The sequence below is a fragment of the Acinetobacter sp. 231_lipA genome, assembly GCF_058243005.1.
Genome location: NZ_JBZAYU010000002.1, coordinates 1 through 20,238 on the forward strand (window position 1 = coordinate 1; position 20,238 = coordinate 20,238).

Annotated in this window: 16 protein-coding genes and 4 pseudogenes; 17 read left to right on the forward strand and 3 right to left on the reverse strand. The window is 44.0% G+C overall.

Annotation, left to right across the window (positions count from 1 at the left end):
- Positions 1-314 precede the first annotated feature (314 nt).
- A complete protein-coding gene (locus tag AC4CUX_RS18330; RefSeq protein WP_490792635.1) occupies positions 315-1,802 on the forward strand; it encodes a SulP family inorganic anion transporter in 1,488 nt (495 codons plus the stop codon).
- 12 nt (positions 1,803-1,814) lie between these two features.
- Positions 1,815-2,285: pseudogene (locus AC4CUX_RS18335) on the forward strand (universal stress protein); the annotation flags it as partial.
- Here AC4CUX_RS18335 and AC4CUX_RS18340 read toward each other — a convergent pair.
- The 3 genes and pseudogenes from AC4CUX_RS18340 to AC4CUX_RS18350 all read right to left on the reverse strand — a co-directional run.
- Positions 2,274-2,372: pseudogene (locus tag AC4CUX_RS18340) on the reverse strand (type II toxin-antitoxin system RelE family toxin); the annotation flags it as partial. The pseudogenes AC4CUX_RS18335 and AC4CUX_RS18340 overlap by 12 nt on opposite strands.
- A gap of 112 nt (positions 2,373-2,484) precedes the next feature.
- Positions 2,485-3,405, reverse strand: a complete 921-nt coding sequence (locus tag AC4CUX_RS18345; protein ID WP_004756682.1) for a response regulator — start codon at positions 3,403-3,405, stop codon at positions 2,485-2,487.
- A 13-nt stretch (positions 3,406-3,418) separates the two neighbouring features.
- Positions 3,419-6,874: a hybrid sensor histidine kinase/response regulator gene (locus AC4CUX_RS18350; protein ID WP_490792636.1), complete on the reverse strand. Its 3,456-nt coding sequence runs from the start codon at positions 6,872-6,874 to the stop codon at positions 3,419-3,421.
- A gap of 205 nt (positions 6,875-7,079) precedes the next feature.
- Between AC4CUX_RS18350 and urtA the strand changes: the two genes are divergently transcribed.
- The 15 genes and pseudogenes from urtA to AC4CUX_RS18425 all read left to right on the forward strand — a co-directional run bounded on the left by urtA (position 7,080) and on the right by AC4CUX_RS18425 (position 20,153).
- The gene (urtA, locus tag AC4CUX_RS18355) at positions 7,080-8,318 is read left to right on the forward strand and encodes an urea ABC transporter substrate-binding protein (RefSeq protein WP_000054105.1); all 1,239 of its coding nucleotides are present in this window, start codon (positions 7,080-7,082) and stop codon (positions 8,316-8,318) included.
- A gap of 82 nt (positions 8,319-8,400) precedes the next feature.
- A complete protein-coding gene (gene urtB, locus AC4CUX_RS18360) occupies positions 8,401-9,321 on the forward strand; it encodes an urea ABC transporter permease subunit UrtB (RefSeq protein WP_004756678.1) in 921 nt (306 codons plus the stop codon).
- An 18-nt stretch (positions 9,322-9,339) separates the two neighbouring features.
- Positions 9,340-10,503: an urea ABC transporter permease subunit UrtC gene (gene urtC, locus AC4CUX_RS18365; RefSeq protein ID WP_002032120.1), complete on the forward strand. Its 1,164-nt coding sequence runs from the start codon at positions 9,340-9,342 to the stop codon at positions 10,501-10,503.
- On the forward strand, positions 10,500-11,258 hold the full coding sequence (urtD, locus tag AC4CUX_RS18370; RefSeq protein ID WP_001045039.1) for an urea ABC transporter ATP-binding protein UrtD: 759 nt from the start codon (positions 10,500-10,502) through the stop codon (positions 11,256-11,258). The genes urtC and urtD overlap by 4 nt, the downstream gene beginning before the upstream one ends.
- 10 nt (positions 11,259-11,268) lie before the next feature.
- Positions 11,269-11,967, forward strand: a complete 699-nt coding sequence (gene urtE / locus AC4CUX_RS18375; protein ID WP_004756673.1) for an urea ABC transporter ATP-binding subunit UrtE — start codon at positions 11,269-11,271, stop codon at positions 11,965-11,967.
- A 232-nt stretch (positions 11,968-12,199) separates the two neighbouring features.
- Complete coding sequence (locus AC4CUX_RS18380; protein WP_004756671.1) at positions 12,200-13,243, forward strand: aliphatic amidase; 1,044 nt, start codon at positions 12,200-12,202, stop codon at positions 13,241-13,243.
- 26 nt (positions 13,244-13,269) lie between these two features.
- The gene (locus AC4CUX_RS18385; RefSeq protein WP_004756669.1) at positions 13,270-14,394 is read left to right on the forward strand and encodes an AAA family ATPase; all 1,125 of its coding nucleotides are present in this window, start codon (positions 13,270-13,272) and stop codon (positions 14,392-14,394) included.
- Positions 14,395-14,425: 31 nt separating this feature from the next.
- Entirely contained in the window at positions 14,426-15,604 is a 1,179-nt protein-coding gene (fmdA, locus tag AC4CUX_RS18390) for a formamidase (RefSeq protein WP_001163819.1), read from the forward strand.
- 108 nt (positions 15,605-15,712) lie between these two features.
- On the forward strand, positions 15,713-16,009 hold the full coding sequence (locus AC4CUX_RS18395; RefSeq protein WP_001131903.1) for an FmdB family zinc ribbon protein: 297 nt from the start codon (positions 15,713-15,715) through the stop codon (positions 16,007-16,009).
- 186 nt (positions 16,010-16,195) lie between these two features.
- Positions 16,196-16,402 (forward strand): annotated as a pseudogene (locus AC4CUX_RS18400) (DDE-type integrase/transposase/recombinase); the annotation flags it as partial.
- A gap of 73 nt (positions 16,403-16,475) precedes the next feature.
- Positions 16,476-16,661 carry a DUF4116 domain-containing protein gene (locus AC4CUX_RS18405; RefSeq protein WP_490792637.1) on the forward strand — a complete coding sequence of 62 codons (186 nt, stop codon included), beginning with the start codon at positions 16,476-16,478 and terminating at the stop codon, positions 16,659-16,661.
- A gap of 62 nt (positions 16,662-16,723) precedes the next feature.
- A pseudogene (locus AC4CUX_RS18410) lies at positions 16,724-17,671 on the forward strand (IS5 family transposase).
- 322 nt (positions 17,672-17,993) lie between these two features.
- The gene (locus tag AC4CUX_RS18415; RefSeq protein WP_119686703.1) at positions 17,994-18,620 is read left to right on the forward strand and encodes a LexA family protein; all 627 of its coding nucleotides are present in this window, start codon (positions 17,994-17,996) and stop codon (positions 18,618-18,620) included.
- A gap of 14 nt (positions 18,621-18,634) precedes the next feature.
- Entirely contained in the window at positions 18,635-19,930 is a 1,296-nt protein-coding gene (locus AC4CUX_RS18420; protein WP_490792638.1) for a Y-family DNA polymerase, read from the forward strand.
- A gap of 4 nt (positions 19,931-19,934) precedes the next feature.
- On the forward strand, positions 19,935-20,153 hold the full coding sequence (locus AC4CUX_RS18425; protein WP_000550046.1) for a hypothetical protein: 219 nt from the start codon (positions 19,935-19,937) through the stop codon (positions 20,151-20,153).
- Positions 20,154-20,238: the final 85 nt, after the last annotated feature.

The window sequence follows — 20,238 nt, forward strand, 5'->3', positions numbered from 1 at the left end:
TACTTTTTAAAGGGAACACCATCGACTCAAATTTCTATTTGCAACAGTGCCTTATATGCTAGGTTTGTGCAACAAAGCCCTTTTACTTCAATACTGCGGTTAGGGTGGATAGAAAAGGATCTAACTGCTATCATTGCCCCCGAAATCCTCCAAAACAGATATCTTTCTTAATATGACACTTACGCCACCTTAAGTTTATTTACCTCTTAAATCAGTAAATAACTCATCACTGTCTAGTGATGTGGTGTAGTAGCTTGTGTGTCATATATCACATCACTAGCCTTTCCTAAAATTTAAAAAAGTAGGCTATTTTCATGTTATCCAATATTCGAGAACAATGGTTCTCCAATATTCGCGGGGATGTCCTTGCGGGTATAGTCGTTGCTTTGGCTCTAATTCCTGAAGCAATTGCTTTTTCCATCATTGCAGGCGTCGATCCTAAAGTGGGGCTATATGCTTCATTCTGTATTGCTGTTGTGATTGCTTTTGTGGGCGGTCGTCCTGGTATGATTTCCGCTGCAACAGGTGCCATGGCTTTATTAATGGTCACACTGGTTAAAGAGCATGGTCTGCAATACTTATTAGCAGCCACAATATTGACAGGATTTATTCAAATCTTAGCCGGTTATCTAAAATTAGGGGCCTTAATGCGGTTTGTATCAAAGTCAGTCGTGATTGGCTTTGTAAATGCCTTGGCTATTCTAATTTTTATGGCTCAATTACCTGAACTCACCAATGTGACATGGCATGTCTATGCGATGACAATTGGCGGTTTAGCTATTATTTATCTATTCCCTTATATCCCAGTAATAGGGAAACTTTTACCCTCTCCCCTCATCTGTATTGTCCTACTTACACTCTTTGCCTTATTGATTGGTTTAGATGTAAGAACCGTCGGTGATATGGGGCAATTACCAGATACTCTTCCAATTTTCTTGCTTCCTGATATCCCTTTAAATCTTGAAACCTTAGCGATTATTTTGCCCTATTCACTAGGCTTGGCTGCCGTGGGTTTGCTTGAATCTATGATGACAGCAACGATTGTCGACGATTTAACAGATACCAATAGTGATAAAAACCGTGAGTGTAAAGGACAAGGCGTTGCCAATATTGCTTCAGGCTTTTTAGGCGGAATGGCAGGCTGTGCCATGATCGGTCAATCAATTATTAATGTGAAATCTGGTGGTCGTACCCGTTTATCTACCTTTAGTGCGGGGGTCTTCCTGTTAATTATGGTGGTGTTTATCAGTGACTGGCTCAAAGTCATTCCAATGGCTGCACTGGTTGCCGTAATGATCATGGTTTCAATCGGAACATTTAACTGGGATTCACTACGCAATATTCGCCAATATCCCCTATCTAGCAATATTGTGATGATCGTTACAGTCATCGTGGTCGTTGCGACACATAACTTGGCTTATGGCGTATTAGTTGGTGTACTTCTTTCTGCATTATTTTTTGCCAATAAAATTGAACGCTACATGGCAATTCAGTCTGAATTTAATGAACCTGAAAATACCCGTATTTATACGGTAACAGGTCAAGTGTTCTTCAGCTCATCAGATAAATTTACTTCTGCATTTGATTTCAAAGAAGCACTTTCAAAAGTTGTGATTGATGTTAGTCAGGCTCACTTCTGGGATGTGTCTGCGGTCGCTGCTGTAGATAAAGTGGTCATTAAGTTTAGACGTGAAGGAACAGAAGCCGAACTTATTGGAATGAATGAAGCCAGTAAAACATTAGTCGATAAGTTTGGTATCCATGATAAGCCAGATGCTTTAGATCGCTTAAATAGCCACTAAGAGGGATGAATTATGTCAAAAATTATTGCATGTATTGATGGATCATTAGCAACAAATACCGTTTGTGATTATGCAGCTTGGTTTAGCGATAAACTTAGTTCACCGCTTAAGTTATTACATGTTATTGATAAGCCAAAAGCGAAAGCACCACAAGATTTAAGCGGTGCAATCGGCTTGGGAAGTCGAGAAACCTTACTAAATGAGTTGGTTGAATTTGAAGAGCGTAAGGGGAAGATTGAGCTAGAGCATGGCCAAATTCTTCTTCGGGAAGCAAAGAATTATCTATTGGAGAAGTTCTCTATTGATGCTCAAAGTTTTCAACGCCACGGCAGTCTTTTAGCAACAATTATGGGAATGGAAGAAGACATTCGAGTTCTTATTATGGGGAAGCATGGGACTGAAACCGAGCATGATTCCAGTAAAGTTGGAACACATATTGAAAATGTTGTTCGTGCCCTTCATAAACCCGTATTAATAACATCTGTAGCGATTAGGATGTCCTGACAGCTTGTTTTTGGGAATGCGAGGATTCTCCAAAACCTTGATCAACTTCTTCTTCAATGGCTGCTTAAAATCATGATGAGTATGTATAGTTTACCAATTTAAAACCTCCTGTTTTTTCAGCACATATCAGTTAGGATGAGGTCGTAAATCCTCCAAAGATTCCTCTACTAAGGGAAAACTAAGCCACTGCCTGATTCTGACAAGCTGACATGACATGCAATACCGCAGCCGTCCGTGTTTCTACATAGAGCTTTTCAAAGACATGCTCAAGATGCTTGTTCACCGTCCGCGGGCTGAGTTGCAGGATCTCGGCAATATCCCGGTTGGTCTTCCCCATCGTGACCCAATGCATCACTTCTGCTTCACGCGGCGTCAGGTTTGGACAGGCCTGCGCGATTTCCTCTGTGCTCGGCATTTGGGTCTGCTCTTTCAACTGTACCAAAACATGTTTAGAGATATGGCCTGCATACAGTTTGGCGAGCAGGTTAAGTTGTAACTGCTGATGGCCATGACCATACTGACCATGCAGTAAGTGTGCTTGATCTGGCTGCTTGAGCAAGTCCTGTAGCCACTGATTTAAACTGGACTGAAAATGCTGTACATCCACCTGATGATATTTCAGTAATTCACTGACGATTGGGGTCTGCCAGATAATTTCACCTTCCAGATTCAACGATAGAATCGCACTGCCGGTTGCATCCAGCATTTGTCGCTGCTGATGCATCAGACGCGCCTGCAATAAATGAGTTTTTACCCGCGCCCGAACTTCATCAATATTTAAAGGCTTGGTTACGTAATCTACCCCACCTGCCTGAAAGCCTTTAAGAATGTGCTCGGTTTCAGTCAGACCCGTCATAAAAATCACCGGGATATGTTCGGTTACTGGACTGGCCTTAAGCTGGGTGCAGGTTTCGAAGCCATCCATTTCCGGCATACTGCCATCGAGCAGGATCATGTCGGGTTGAATGCGATGCGCAATTTCAATTGCATCAAATCCATTGGTCGCCACAAGTACCTGATAGCCAGCCTGATCCAGGCTCTCATGCAATAGACTTAGATTTTCAGGTATATCATCCACAATCAAAATACTTTCCAACATGTCCACCTTACCCCTACTTCAGCACATCTGCATGCTCATGAAGTCGCTGAATTGCTCTTTTAAAATCAAATTGTTTTAAATCCTGCTCAATCTGATGCCATATATCGTTATATTGTTCAAAGTGCTGTCCACATTCATGCAGGACATCTTTTGCCCCCCGGATAAAACCAATACTTAAATACTGTTCCAACTGAATGACCACCTCTGCCACATTCAACAATGAAATGGATGGGTTCAATTCATTTTCGCTTTCAACCACTAGCGTGGAGATCTGTGCTTTCTGATCAGAAGGCTGTTCTTGTTCTGTCTGCTGCTCATGCTGATGAAGCCAGCTTAAGCCCAGCTTATCGCCAATCTTGTTTAATAATAAATTGAGATCGACCGGCTTTACTAAAAAGTCTTCATTCAATACATCCGTTTCCGGATTAATCATCCGCTCATTAGCATCTGCGGAAATAATAATAATCGGTACATTGGTGATTTTATTCTGGCGCAGCAATTTCGCCGTTTCCCAGCCGCCCAGTAAAGGCATACTTAAATCCATCAAAATCAGATCAGGATTAAATTCTGGAACCTGACGCAAACAGGCTAAACCTGATTCTGCCTCTTCTAAAATAAAACCTAAGGGTTTAAGAAAATTCAGAACCAGGCCACGGTCGGTCGCTTCATTATCAACCACCAGTATTTTACGGCGTTCTCCGGTATAACTGGTTACAGTATTAGAGGCAACGTCAGCGATCGGATGGATCAGGGATTTAGAAGGCAAATACAGTTTTATTTTAAAGACTGAACCCTGTTTTAACTGGCTACTCAGGGTCAGCTCGCCACCAAGAATATCGACCAGAAGCTTCACGATTGGCAGCCCTAAACCCGTGCCGGCAAAGCTGCCCTGTACTACATTACGGCCACGTTCAAAAGGCTGGAAGATCCGCTCAACATCCGACTCAGCAATCCCACAACCGGTATCCTGAATTTCAAAATAAGCAGTCTGAAAACGGTAATCGACCTTAAATTTGACTCCCCCCTCCAGGGTAAATTTCAAAGCATTACCCAACAGATTAATCAGTATCTGTTCCAGACGTTTTTTATCAATACGGACATACTGTGGAATCTTACTACTGATCTCCACATCAAACTTCAGCTGCTTTTGGGCAAACTGTGGCTCGAATATATGCACGATCTGTTTAAGAAATTTTGGCAGGTCGATATTGGAATTTTCCAAAGAAATCTTACCAGTTTCAATCCGTGCCAAATCCAGCAGACCATCAATTAGAGAAGTCAGATGCTGACCGCTCCGGCTAATCACGCCCAGGGCAGATTCGCCCTGTTCAGACAGTTTTTCCTGTTTCTGCAGTAGCTGGCTATAACCGAGAATACTGTTCAACGGTGTTCGTAATTCATGACTGATGCCAATCACATAGCGGCTTTTGGCTTCATTGGCCTTTTCAGCCTGAATGCGGGCATCCTGCAACTGGCGATCGGTAACTTTATGCGCTTCAATCTCATCCATCAGCAGTTGAGTCTGGGTATTACTTTCCAGCTGTGCCTGACGTCGACTTTCATCATTCAGCACTAACCACCAGGCGGCTACACACAGTAGCAGGAACAGTACGGCATAGATTTTGACGAACAGCATTGTCAGCGCATCCTGCTGCTGTGACAAAGCACCCAGGCTGGCAGACTCCTGTAAATAAATCAGGCTCAGACTAACTGCCAACACCACGCCCAAGACAAAAATCAGCAGGATATACAGACTTAAGCGGGTATTAATATGTTGTACCCAGTATTTCGGCAGGAACCAGGCTGCAAAAACTCTTAGCTGTGAAGACCAGCGTGCATGCGGCTTACACAGATCATGACAACGTGCTTCAAGCGTGCAGCACAGAGAACAGATCTGACTGCTATAGGCTGGACAACTGGCCATGTCTGCAGTTTCATAATCATGCTCACAGACTACACAGGTTTGGGTTTCGACCAACTTCAGCTCAGGCTTTTCTTGACGTGCCAAGTAGTATTTACCTTTGGTAAACCAGGCAATTAGCGGTACACATAACATCGCCGTACCGAGTGCGATAAAGCCGGCCAAGGACCGGGCAATCTCTCCAAAAACTCCCCAGTAACACAGCATGGATAAGACCGATGCAATGATCAGGCTACCGACTCCAACCGGATTAATGTCATATAAATAGGCCCGTCGAAATTCAATTCCTTTTGGACTCAGTCTCAGTGGTTTACAGATCACCAGATCCGCAACAATGGCACCGATCCAAGCAAGGGCCACATTACTGTATAAGCCAAGCACACGCTCCACCGCATGGATTACCCCAAGTTCCATCAACAGCAAAGCGATAAAGATATTGAATACCAGCCAGACTACGCGCCCTGGATGGCTATGCGTCAGACGCGCAAAAAAGTTCGACCAAGCCAATGACCCTGCATAGGCATTGGTAACATTAATCTTGATCTGAGCGACGCAGACAAATAGAACAGTCAGAAATAAAGCGATGCTGGGATGATTGACCACCTGTTGATAGGCAATCCAGTACAGATAATTGGGGTTACTCAGTTCGGAATCGGCAACCAGATACTGCATTGCCAGCGCCATAAGTAACATACCCATGAATATCTTGATAAATCCGCCTAGAATCCAAGCTGGTCCACCTAAAAAGACTGCCCAATTCCATTTACGCTGAATATGTTTTTTATCGGGTAAAAACCGCAGATAATCCGCCTGTTCTCCGATCTGAGTGATTAAGGCAAATAGCACCGTACAAGATGCACCAAAAAAAGACAGATTAAAGGCAGCGCTCTGACTTTTTGCGCCCTCGATGAATGCAAGATTGCTGATCAAATCAGGTTGTTTCACCAACACAAAGCACCATGGTAATAAAAGCAGAAATAACCAGAGTGGTTGGGTGATAGCCTGCACCTTATTGATGAAGCCAATGCCTTTGACCACCAATGGCAAAATCACCAGTGCTGAAATCAGGTAGCCAATACTCAGGGGTACGCCTAAGCCTAGCTCCAATGCCAGCGCCATGATGGCGGCTTCAAAGGCGAGAAAGATAAAGGTGAAACTGGCATAAATGACCGAGGTAATGGAGGAGCCAATATAACCAAATCCGGCACCACGGGTCAGTAAATCAATATCGACATTATAACGGGCAGCATAATAACCAATCGGCCAGCTGGTCAGGAAAATGATAATCGCCACAACCACCAGTGCCCAGAAAGCATTACTGAAACCGTATTGCCAGAGCATGGTTGCTCCAAGTGTCTCCATTGCCAGGAAACTGACAGCCGCAAGCGCCGTATTGGTCACTGTCCATAGCGACCATTTCCTGACGGATTTAGGCGCATAGCGCAGGGCGTAATCCTCAATACTTTCATCGACCACCCAGGTATTGTATTTACGTCGGGTATGAATGACGCGCTGAGGTGCCTGACTGGTATTCGCTGTTGGGTCCATACAGATCAAATAAAGCTAAATATCTGCTATTACAATGCAATAACTATGCCCATCCTATCAGTATCTAAAAATAATCCGACCGAATGCTGTATACGTAAAGTGACGTATATGCTCAATTTTTAACTCCCCTTAGGCTTAGTTGCATACCAAGCGCAAACCAATGATTAAGCGCATCAGCACATCTAATTCTATAGGGGAACCCGACATGAGCTTAAAATCAAAAGTAAAGACATCTGGATTACTGGCAGGTTTACTTGCTGTTCCATTCTTGCTGGCACCCGCACTGACCAATGCCAGCGTACCTGCAACGGCAAAGGTCAATACCACGAAACTTAAAGTAGATGACAAGTTTGTATATGTGGGCCAGCTGCATTCGGCAACCGGTACCATGGCAATTTCTGAAACCGGTTCAATCCAGGCAGAACGTCTGGCCATTGAACAGATCAATAAAAAGGGCGGTGTACTTGGTCGACAGATCAAAATTATTCAGGAAGATGGTGCTTCTGACTGGCCAACCTTTGCAGAAAAAGCACGTAAATTATCTGAAAAAGACCGTGTTGCTGCAATTTTCGGTTGCTGGACTTCTGCCTCTCGTAAAGCCGTATTGCCGATTATTGAACGCAATAACTCTCTACTTTATTACCCAACCTTCTATGAAGGCTTAGAACAATCTAAAAACGTAATCTACACAGGTCAGGAAGCAACTCAACAGGTAATTGAAGCATTGAACTGGCTGGCAAAAGAGAAAAAAGCCAAAACCTTCTATCTGATTGGTTCTGACTACATCTGGCCACGTACCACCATGAAAATTGCCCGTACCCACATCGAAAAAGTACTGAAAGGTAAAGTGGTTGGCGAAGAATACTATCCATTAGGCCACACTCAATTCGGCTCCCTCATCAACAAAACCAAATTGCGTAAACCAGATGCCATCTTTGCAGCAGTCGTGGGCGGTTCAAACGTATCCTTCTACAAACAAATGAAAGCTGCGGGCGTAACAGGCGACAAACAGACACTGCTTACCCTTTCAGTGACTGAAGATGAATTGCTGGGGATTGGCGGCGAAAACATGAAGGGCTTCTACTCTTCAATGAAATATTTCCAAAGCCTGAATAACCCCAATAATGCTGCATTCGTAAAAGCCTTTAAAGCGAAATATGGCCCTAAAGCGGTGGTAGGTGACGTAACACAAGCCGCTTACCTGGGTCCATGGTTATGGAAAGCAGCAGTTGAAAAAGCCGGTAGCTTCGATGTCGCGAAAGTGACTGCCGCATCTAAAGGCCTAGAAATGAAAAACGCGCCTGAAGGCTACGTAAAAATTGACCCAAACCACCATTTATGGAGCAAATCACGTATTGGTCAAGTGCAACCAAATGGTCAGTTCAAGGTTGTTTACGAGTCTAAAGGTCTAATCAAACCAAACCCATTCCCTAAAGGTTACTGAGTTAACAGCCACATGATCAGGGGAAGCCATTCTCCTGATCTTTTTATTCCACACAATTTTTTAAAGCTTGGAGGATGATGCGATGGATCTATCATTTGCAGAATTCGGTGCAATATTTGCCATGCAAGGCTTTAATGGTCTCTCTGTGTTCTGTGTGCTGTTATTGATGGCGCTCGGCCTTGCAATTATCTTTGGGCAAATGGGCGTAATTAACATGGCACATGGTGAGTTTCTGACCATTGGTGCATATACGACATTTTTTATTTCCACACTGACTGAAAGTTTTTTCCCTCAACTCCTACCTTATTATTTCCTGATTGCAATCATTGCAGCCTTCCTCACAGCAGGCATTATCGGTTACATGGTGGAACGGCTCATGATTAGCCGGCTCTATCAACGGCCACTCGATACACTTCTTGCAACATGGGGCTTAAGCCTCATCATGCAGCAGCTGTTCCGTTCTATTTTCGGCCCTAAGGAAGTCAGCCCGACTTTACCTGACTGGTTAATGGGTTCTTATCAACCGACGGAAGCCATCGATATTCCTATCAATGGTCTGTTCCTGATGGGCGTTACCCTCTGTGTTACTGCATTTGTCTACTTTCTGATTTACCGTTCACGCTGGGGTTTACAGCTTCGTGCAACCAACCAGAACCGCTTTATGAGTGGTGCTGTCGGGATCAATACCAAACGTGTTGATAGCTTAACCTTTGCCTTGGGTTGTGGGCTTGCAGGTATTGCGGGTGCAGCCTTCACAACCATCGGTTCTACTGGTCCTACAGCCGGTTCGCTGTATATCGTCGATACATTCTTAGTAGTGGTCTTCGGCGGCGCTGCAAGCTTGCTTGGCACCGTTGCCTCCGCATTCAGTATCGCGCAAGCACAATCTATTCTGGAATTCTTCCTTTCTGGTTCTGTCGCTAAAGTCCTGACACTGGCTACAGTCATTATTATCCTGATGCTGCGTCCTCAGGGTCTCTTCTCAATCAAAGTACGTAAATAGGGATTCAGGAGAGATATTATGAAGAATCTAATGAATGCCTTTTTAGGCGGTAAAGAAGGTGCGATTGGTCTGGTGATTCTTGCCGTACTGATCCTGCTAGTCATGCCAATGTTCCTGGATATTTTCCGTCTGAATCTGATGGGTAAATATTTGACTTTTGCTTTTGTCGCAATCGGCCTGGTTCTGTGCTGGGGACACGGTGGTATCTTAAGTTTAGGTCAAGGGATTTTCTTTGGCATTGGCGGCTACTGCATGGCCATGTTCCTGAAACTTGAAGCTTCAGACATGCAATCTACAGCAGCGCAAACCACGCCAGGAATTCCAGACTTTATGGACTGGAACCAGATCACCAGCTTGCCAGGCTTTTGGGAACCTTTCCATAGCTTCGGGTTTACTTTGTTTGCCATCATCATCATTCCAATCTTGCTTGCCTTCATCATCGGTTTCGCGATGTTTACCCGTCGTGTCGGTGATGTGTACTTCTCGATCATCATGCAAGCCATTGTAGCGATCCTGACCATTCTGATTATTGGTCAACAAGGTTTCACTGGCGGCATTAACGGGATTACAGACCTGAAAACCCTGCATGGCTGGGATATCCGTACCGATGAAGCCAAATATGTCCTGTACTACATCAATGCCCTGCTGCTCATTGCAGTGATCATGATCAGCCGTTTTGTCCTCAGTTCTAAACTCGGACGTCTACTTTCTGCGATGCGTGACAAAGAAGAACGTGTACGTTTCTCTGGCTATGACGTGGCCATGTACAAAGTATTCATTTTCTGTTTCGCAGCTGTGGTGTCATCTATTGGTGGTGCGATGTTTACCCTGCAAGTCGGCTTCATGTCACCAACGATTATCGGCATCGTACCTTCGATTGAAATGGTCATTTTAGCTGCAGTCGGTGGTCGTCTGTCACTGATTGGGGCAGTGTATGGTGCTGTTCTGGTGAATCTGGGTAAAACTTACTTCTCTGAAGCCTTTCCTGAAGTATGGTTGTATTTCCTCGGTGCATTGTTCATCGGTGTAGTCATGTTCTTACCGAATGGCTTAGCGGGTCTGTATGAAAAATATGTCCGTCCATTGTTCCTGAAAAAGAAACCGATCGACAGCACTTCGCCACCGCCAAGTAGTGATCCGGATAAAACGATCAATCCAATTGTAGAAGGAGGCGTGAAATGAATAAAGTCGGCGTAGAAATGAATAAACCGGTGCTGGTCATTGAAGATCTCACCGTGTCCTTCGACGGTTTCAAGGCAGTCAGTGATCTCAACTTCTATCTGGATAAAAACGAAGTCCATGTGGTGATCGGTCCCAATGGAGCCGGCAAAACCACAGTGCTGGATCTGATCTGTGGCAAGACCAAAGCAACTTCAGGTACGATCAAGTTTAATGATATTGAACTGACCAAACTGAAAGAGTTCAATATTGTCCGTAAAGGGGTTGGGCGTAAATTCCAGAACCCGAATATTTATGAAAATCTGTCAGTCTATGACAACCTGGAAATGTCCTTCCCGCGTGGCCGTAATGTCTTTGGTGCGCTGTTCTTCAGACGCACCAAAGATGTCGATGAGCGTATTCGTGAAGTTGCTGGCAAGATTTTCCTGACTGATCTGCTGGATACCTCCGCCGGTCTGCTCTCTCATGGCCAGAAGCAGTGGCTGGAAATTGGCATGTTACTCATGCAAGACCCAGAGCTGCTCATGCTGGATGAACCTGTCGCAGGGATGAGTGTGTCAGAGCGTGAGCAGACGGCGCAACTGTTGCGGGAGATTAGCAAAGGACGTTCTGTGCTGGTGATTGAACATGACATGGAATTTGTCAAAACCATTGCGGACAAAGTCACGGTACTGCACCAGGGTAAAATTCTGGCAGCAGGCAAAATGGACGATGTGCAAAATGATCCGAAAGTGATTGAAGTTTATCTGGGACACTAAGGAGACCACTATGAGCGGATTATTAGAAATTAATGCTTTGTGTTCAGGATATAAACAAAGTCAGGTGATTCACGACCTGGAACTGAAGATCCAGCCGAAGGAAATTGTAGCGATCATGGGCCGTAACGGCATGGGTAAAACCACCCTGTTCAAAACCCTAATCGGCGATATTAAAAATACTAAAGGTGAAATCAAGCTGGATGGCAAAAATCTGGAAAAACTGGATCCTTACCAGCGCGTAGAAAATGGTGTGGCTTATGTGCCGCAGGGCCGGATGATTTTCTCCACCATGTCCGTACTGGAAAATATCCAGACCGGTTTACCGGCTTCTGCGCACGGCAAAGTCCCGGATGACCTGTATGAGCTGTTTCCTGTGCTTTGGGATATGCGCAAACGTAAAGGTGGAAACTTATCGGGTGGACAACAACAGCAATTAGCAATTGCCCGTGCTTTAGCGACTAACCCTAAAGTACTGCTGCTGGATGAACCGACGGAAGGGATTCAGCCCTCTATCATCAAGGACATTGCCAGAACTCTGAAAGAAATCCGTGACCAGCGTGATCTGACCATTGTGGTCTCTGAACAGGTGCTGAGTTTCACCATGGCGATGGCCGATCGCTTCCTGGTGATCGACAAGGGTCGCTTTGCTTATGAAAATGTCCGTGAAAATGTCGATGAGACCACCATCAGTAAGTATCTTTCTGTTTAATATTGCTGGTTTAATCTGGCTATAATTCCCCCCCGATTCGTCGGGGATTTTTAATATCTATTTCACTTAATATCCCAGAATTGTATTTAAATATTTTATTTGATTATTCACATTTAAAAATTTCTTCCAGTCTACGCATCCATATACGCAATTCAACGTATTTTGCTGCAACGTATTTCAAGCGACACTTGAATCATAAAGTTGAATCGATAAAAGAGTTGGAGAAATTTGAATGCGTCACGGTGATATCTCAAGCAGCCCAGATACAGTAGGTGTAGCAGTTGTAAACTACAAAATTCCTCGTCTGCACAACAAAGCAGAAGTAATTGATAACGCGTATAAAATTGCTGAAATGTTGAAAGGAATTAAACAGGGTATTCCAGGTATGGACCTGATTGTTTTTCCTGAATACAGCACCATGGGCATTATGTACGACCATGACGAGATGATGGCAACCGCTGCCACCATTCCAGGCGATGAAACCGCGATTTTCTCGCAAGCCTGTATTGAAGCCAACGTCTGGGGCGTGTTCTCAATTACCGGTGAACAACATGAGGAACATCCAAACAAGGTGCCATATAACACCTTGATCCTGATCAATAACAAGGGCGAAATCGTTCAGAAATACCGCAAGATTATCCCATGGTGCCCGATTGAAGGCTGGTGCCCAGGTGATACCACTTATGTGACTGAAGGACCGAAGGGCATCAAGATGTCACTGATCATCTGTGATGACGGTAACTATCCAGAAATCTGGCGTGACTGTGCCATGAAAGGCGCTGAACTGGTCGTGCGTTGCCAAGGCTATATGTACCCGGCTGCAGATCAGCAGATCAACATGTCGAAATGCATGGCATGGGCAAATAACGTTTACGTTGCTGTTGCCAACTGTACCGGTTTCGACGGCGTTTACACCTATTTCGGTCACTCTGCGGTAGTCGGCTTCGACGGCCGTACCTTGGGTGAATGTGGTACGGAAGAAAATGGCATCCAATACGCACAATTGTCACTGCATGAAATTCGTGATGCACGTAAATACGACCAGTCACAAAACCATTTATTTAAATTGCTGCACCGCGGTTATACCGGTGTCTATAACAATGGTGACGGCGATAGAGGCGTTGCAGACTGTCCTTTCGACTTCTACAAGACCTGGGTTCTGGATGCTCAAAAAGCGCAAGAGAACGTGGAAAAAATTACCCGCTCTACCATCGGCGTTGCGGAATGCCCAATCGGCAATCTGCCACATGAAGGCTTGGAAAAAGAAGCATCTTAAGTTTGGTCTGAGAGGAGGTATTCGATATGACATTTGCCAGCGACCGCATCAGTGCCAATCAGGAAACTCTGGCCAAACAGCGTTATGAGATGCAGAGCAAAGAACGTATTGCACGTACCTCTCGCTTTAGCTTTGATCCTGAAAAAGTCATGCAGCATGTCCGTGGTCATATCATTGGGCAGCGTGCCGCACTGGATGAAATTGAAAACATGCTCTTAACCGTCAAGGCAGATTTTAATGTTCCTACCCGGCCACTGGCAGTCACCTTGATGCTAGGACCGACGGGTGTGGGGAAAACCGAAACGGTTCGGCTGATTGCTGAGGCGATCCATGGCAAGCCAGATGCATTCTGCCGGATCGACATGAACACACTGGCACAGGAACATTATGCTGCAGCACTGACAGGTGCCCCTCCAGGCTATGTCGGCTCTAAAGAAGGCAATACCCTGTTTGATGAAGCCCATATTCAGGGCAGTTTTTCCAAGCCAGGTATTGTGCTGTTTGATGAAATTGAAAAAGCCAGTACCGAAGTCATTCGGGGTCTGCTCAACGTTCTGGAAACCGGAACCTTAAAGCTGACCGCGGGTACCAAAGTATTGGATTTCAAAAACTGCATGATCTTTATGACCAGTAACGTCGGCGCCAAAGATGCTCAGGCACGCTTAAGACAGCTGGCCAAGCTTCCAAAACCTATTCAGAAACTGGCCCGACTGGCCAAACTGGATGACAGCCAGATTACCGAACGCGCCCTGTACAAGAAATTTGATCCAGAGTTTCTGAATCGTATTGAACGCATTCTGAATTATGAAGCGGTAGAAGCTAATTTCGTGCCAACACTGGTCAGCCTGGAAATCGAGAAACTGAATCAGCGACTCCGCAAGCAGAGCCGCACGGTTGAACTTACACCCGCTGCCACCCTGTTTCTGTCTACCGGACACGATGTTCGTTTCGGAGCACGAGGCTTGAGTCGCCGTTTTCGGGTTTTGGTTGAGCCACAACTCGCCAGGTTTTTTATTCAGCATCCAGAAGCCGGTCAGATCATCATTGATTATGACGGCAAAGCGATCCAGGTTCAGTCAGTTCCGGTTGAAAGCGTGATCGAAGATCCGCTGTTCATCATGGATGACACGGGCAATAACATCAAAAACTAGCTTTATTCGACCTCAACACAGGGGATAAACCATGCAACATATTAAAATTAAACCAGGGGTTCCGCTGGCAGAACAGGCGGAAATTGGACATAACCGCTGGCATCCAGATTTGCCATTTCTGACTTCGGTAAAACCGGGTGAAGAAATCCTGATTGAAAGTCTGGATTTCCTGGATGCGCAGATTAAAGATACCGATGACATTTCTGATGTCAAAAATGTCGACCTGACCCGTGCCCATCCATTGACCGGACCTTTCTATGTAGAAGGTGCTGAGCCAGGTGACTTGCTGGTAATCGACCTGCTCGACATTCAGCCAATTTCAGATGTCGGTTTCTCTGGCGTATTTGCCAAGGAAAATGGCGGTGGCTTCCTGGCTGACTATTTCCCTGAAGCTGACAAAGCTATCTGGGACTTAAAAGGCTTATTTGCGACTTCACGTCATATTCCGGGCGTGCGTATTGCTGGCTTAAAACACCCTGGCTTGATGGGAACTTTGCCATCGCATGATTTGCTAAAGGAATGGAATCGCCGTGAAGCTTTACTGGTGCCTAAAGGTCAGGCTAATCCGCCTGATCCGCGTACTGCTGTTCTGCGTGGCGTAACAGGTGCTGAATTCGACCGTATGGCAGCAGAAGCTGCGCGCACTGTTCCACCACGTGAACATGGCGGAAATACGGACATTAAAGACCTGGCAGCCGGTAGCCGTATTTACTTCCCTGTTTATCAGAAAGGTGCTGGCTTCTCGATGGGCGATCTGCACTTCTCTCAAGGAGATGGTGAAATCGGTTTCTGTGGCGCGATCGAAATGGATGGTGTTACCCGTGTGGGCTTCGATCTGATCAAGGGCGGTATGGAAAAATACAATATCGATTCTCCAATCTTTGTGCCAAGTAATGTCCGTCCGGCTTATGACCAGTGGCTGACCTTTGAAGGCATCAGCGTTGAAGATGGCGTAAACCACTATCTGGATGCCACTGTGGCCTATCGTCAGGCGTGTTTAAAAGCGATTAAATACCTTGAGAATTTTGGTTTTACCGGCTCACAGGCGTATATGTTACTGACTGCGGCACCAGTTGAAGGCCGTATCGGCGGTATCGTGGATATTCCAAACTGTGCATGTACCGTATCTCTGCCAACTTCAATTTTCGAACAGAACATCCTGCCTCAAGGTGCGCTGAACGATGACAAATTCTGGGGGCATAAACGCTAGTTTTACAGTTTATTGTTGTTTTAGCTTCACAACGGGTAGTCATCCAACCTAAAGCCTTCGGCTACCCGTCTTTTTAATTTGAGCCCTTTGTGCTATAGGAGTACAGAAATGCCGTTATATGATTTCCGTTGTGAGCATTGCGAGGGAATTTTTGAACAACGGGTTCCAATTGCCCGTATCTCAACCGATACGATTGAATGTAATTATTGCCAACAGCAGACTTTAGCTAAGCCGATGATTACTGGCCATCAGCAAATTAATATGAAAAGCAAATGGCGCCCCTCTTCTGGCGCCGAACAACTTGCAGGGCCTCTGGTAGAAGGACCCGGTACCAATCAAAATAGCGCACGCAGCTCGGTTTTACATAATTGCCGCGGCATTAACTGTTCTTTATGCGATGTTTAATCCGCCATTTTAAATATTTAACCAATCAGGACTGGACAACTCCCAGTATCCTAGACACGAGACAGCCTCATTTTGAAGCTGTCTCAAAGGCTTCTGCGCTCATCCCATTGAGTACTGCCTATCGAAGAGATTATTTATTAGTCGAATAATCTCAAAACCTGATTGACTACCATGACGGTATCTCAGGTCTCTGACTTCACGTATATTCAAACTCATTCAGGTTGGGTCTAAACTGCATTTATTATTGATGTGTTTTCATGTGCAAGTGTTGGCTGGAAAGTATCAACACGTAAGAATACTGATATGGTGCTTGATGCACTGGATTATGTATCGCCTTTTGGGTTTGAAGCAATGTACTATGATAAGATTAACCCGTTAGGTCAGGTGGCCTAACTTAAATAAAAAAGTTTCCGACAAACCCGGTACGGTTCATGGTGTAATATAGCAATGAACTAGGCTTAGTGATATGGAATTTCGCAGATTATATTATTCATCTTATGAGCGTGATTTGGAATTAGTGAGTAAAAATGGATTGCTCCTACAATATATCGAAAAACAGAATGTAGAGTTTTGTTTAGCTGCGATTAAAAATAATCCTAAAGCGCTTAAATTTGCTCAAAAGCAAACTAGAGAAATGTGTTTACATCATTAGGTGAAATGGGCTTTGTTGCACAAAGCTATTCTTGAAGGCTTCTTCAGCAATATAATTTCCAGATGAAGAAGCCTGCACCTAAAATCTACCGTACAACCAATTGGTCCTCGTATAACCAAGCTTTAATCAAGCGAGGGAATATTTCAATCTGGTTTGATCCAAAGACCCAATGGTATGCACAACCACAAGGCAAGCACGGACGAAATCAAACTTATTCCAATACAGCGATTCAATGCTGTTTAATGATCAAATCTCTATTCTGTCTTTCTTTACGTATGGTCACTGGCTTTGCTCAAAGCCTGATTAAACTCAGTGGCTTGAATTGGACAGCACCAGATTACTCCCCCCTCTGTAGACGACAAAAGCATATTGATATTGCGATAAGCTATCAGAAAAGTCGTGATGGGTTACACCTACTCGTCGACTCTACGGGTTTAAAATTTTTAGGTGAAGGAGAATAGAAGCGTAAGAAACATCAGCCTGAATACCGTCGGAAATGGCCTAAACTGCATATCGGTATAGATGCTAAAACCCTGCAAATACGAGCAGTTCAGCTGACAACAAATAATATCAGTGATTCGCAAGTTCTTGGAAATTTACTTGATCAAATCCCATTAGATGAGCAGATTGATTCATTCTATACAGACGGGGCTTATGACACAAAACAATGCCGTCAGGTCATTGCAGATCGGCAAGCGTATGCCGTGATTCCACCCAGAAAAAATGCAAAGCCTTGGAAAGATAACAAAGTTCATTCGCGAGAGCGAAATGAATTACTTCGAACAGTTAATCTTGCGAAGCAGTGCTTCTCAGGCAGGACACTATGGAAAAAATGGTCAGGCTATCATTACCGAAGTTTGGTCGAAACTAAGATGCATTGCATCAAATTATTAGGCGATAAACTCAGTGCTAGGAACTTTCAAAGCCAAGTCAATGAGGCACATTCCCGTATAGCTATTTTAAATAAATTTACAGAATTAGTCCGACCTCATACTCAAGTTGTCACTTAAATTTGAGGCATCTAGGAGAACTTTGCCTTTAAATCCTTTATGCAATAAAGCCCTATATATCTGTTATATATAATTTTTATTAAAATACTATTTATGTTATTTAAGGTATTTTATGTCGGTAACTATTGCCAAGGTTGGGGTTTCTTTCACATGCTTGATGAATTCGTCACTTTTCCACGCGATGAGCAGAAACAAAACGACTTATTTTGACTTCTCCTTGTTTATCCACAACTTTTTAAATTTGAATTTTAATCCCTGTTAGTAATATCATATTTAGACAAATTCTACTTCCAAACACGCCACTGTAGCGTAGGAGTATCACATGTCTAAGAAGTTGCCGATCTACTTCTCTGATGACGCATGGTCATCTTTGCAAGATCTCATGGGTCCAGAGGGTAAGCCAAGCCCTACCATCAATACAGTTCTAGAACAAATCGCTGTTCAAAATGAACTTGTTGAGAAATTAGGGTTAACCGCAGTACTACCCAAATCCAAAGTCTCAATTCCAGTCTCTTTAGAGCGCATTCCTGCTGGTCCTGCATTTAGTACCAAGGATGAACAAGATAAAGCACTCGATCTGAATGAGTTCCTTATTCATAACCCTATTTCTACATTTATCGCTTACGTAGACAGTGAATCGATGCTTGATGCAGGTTTTGAGATTAATGATCCGATCATTGTTGATCGCAGTATAGAAGCAAAGCACTACGATATCGTAATTGCATTAATTGATAATAGTTCTTCGACAATTAAGCGGTTAATGATTACAAGCAAGATGTCTAAGTCTGAAATCAAAGAGATTTTCGGAGATGAAGACTACCCTCTTCCAGACCTTTGGTTAAAAGCTGAGAATCCTAGATACAATCACATCATTCCCAACGACAGTCAGACAATATCTATTTGGGGTGTAGTGACTTTTAATTTAAAACGTATTCATCACCGTTCATAAAAAGAAGAATAAAAATGAAAAGTGAAAATGAAATATTCGCGTTAGTTGACGTGAATAATTGCTACGTCTCGTGTGAACGTGTGTTTAACCCTGCCCTAAATGATTGCCCAACCATTGTGCTCAGCAACAACGATGGCTGTGCCGTGGCAAGAAGCCAAGAAGCAAAAGACTTAGGTATAAAGATGGGGGTTCCTGTATTTCAGATTCAGGATTTGATCAAACAACATAACATTCAGGTTCTCTCGAGTAATTTCTCTCTGTATGGTGAAATGTCCAGACGCTTTATGGAGCTTCTCGGGAGTTATGTTGCACCTGGAGAGCAAGAAGTCTATTCAATTGACGAATGCTTCCTAAAGCTCACAGCGTATGAGCACTTATTTGACCTGACAGAATATGCGCAAGATATGAGAATTAAAACATTCCAATGGTTAGGCCTACCCTGCTGTATTGGAATCGGTCGCTCTAAAACTGAAGCCAAGATTGCCAATCATTTAGCCAAGAAGAACAAGTATTTTGGTGGCGTGTGTAATTTAGTTCATATGGACCAGTGCTCTGCTGAGACTTTACTGGCGCAAATCGATGTATCTGATGTTTGGGGAGTCGGCAGGCAGAACTGCAAGAAACTCAATGCTATGGGTATCCAGACTGTTCTAGATCTGATTAACGCCAATCCTAAAGAAATTAAAAAGCAATTCAGCATCGTCATGGAAAAGACAGTACTTGAGTTACAGGGTTTGTCTTGTATCGACCTGACTGATGATGCAGTAGCCAAAAAGCAGATTATCAGCAGCCGCTCATATGGCAGCCCTATGTATGAAGTGGATGATCTAAAGGCTTCGGTGCGACTCTATGTAGCCAGAGCAGTAAAGCGAATGCGTGATGATGGCTCAATATGCAAGATGATTGGGGTTTATATTCAAACCAGTCGATTTGATAAGACTGAGCGTTACACCCCATACACCGTAGTTCAGATGCATGAGTATACAGACGACTGGTTACTTATCACCAAGGCTGCAATGAAAGGTATCGATCAGATATTTAAGAAGGGTTTTAAGTATAAAAAGGCAGGAATCGTACTTTTAGAAATTAAGGATAAATCCAAATTTGTGCCTGATCTATTCACGGACTATTCGCATAAGCAAGAGCGCGAACAACTTTCAGATGTTATTGAAGCCATCAGTGAACGGTTTGGGAAGAATCTCGTTACGCTAGGCATTGCCAACAATCAAGAAGCCTTATGGCACATGAATCAAAACCTTAGATCACCATCGTATTTAACAAAATGGTCTGACTTACCTAGAGTAGGATAAAAACATGCACTTATTTAAATTAACTGACGAACAAATTACTCAACTTCTAATCCCGAAACGATTTGTACCACCTACTCCGCAAGAACATGAAGGCAAGAACATGGTTTATGTTTTTGATAGTGATGATAAGTTTGAACTGACTTATTATGAGCTGGTGGATATCATTAGCAAAGCGAGAATGGCTGGGCCGAAGTTGATACCTGTTTTAGGTACTGTGAATTAGATTGAGTAGAGGCGGCACGCCACTTGAATCATTATTTGATTGGAAGCGGATTTGGGCTGAGAATAATTTAGCTCAAATTTAACCT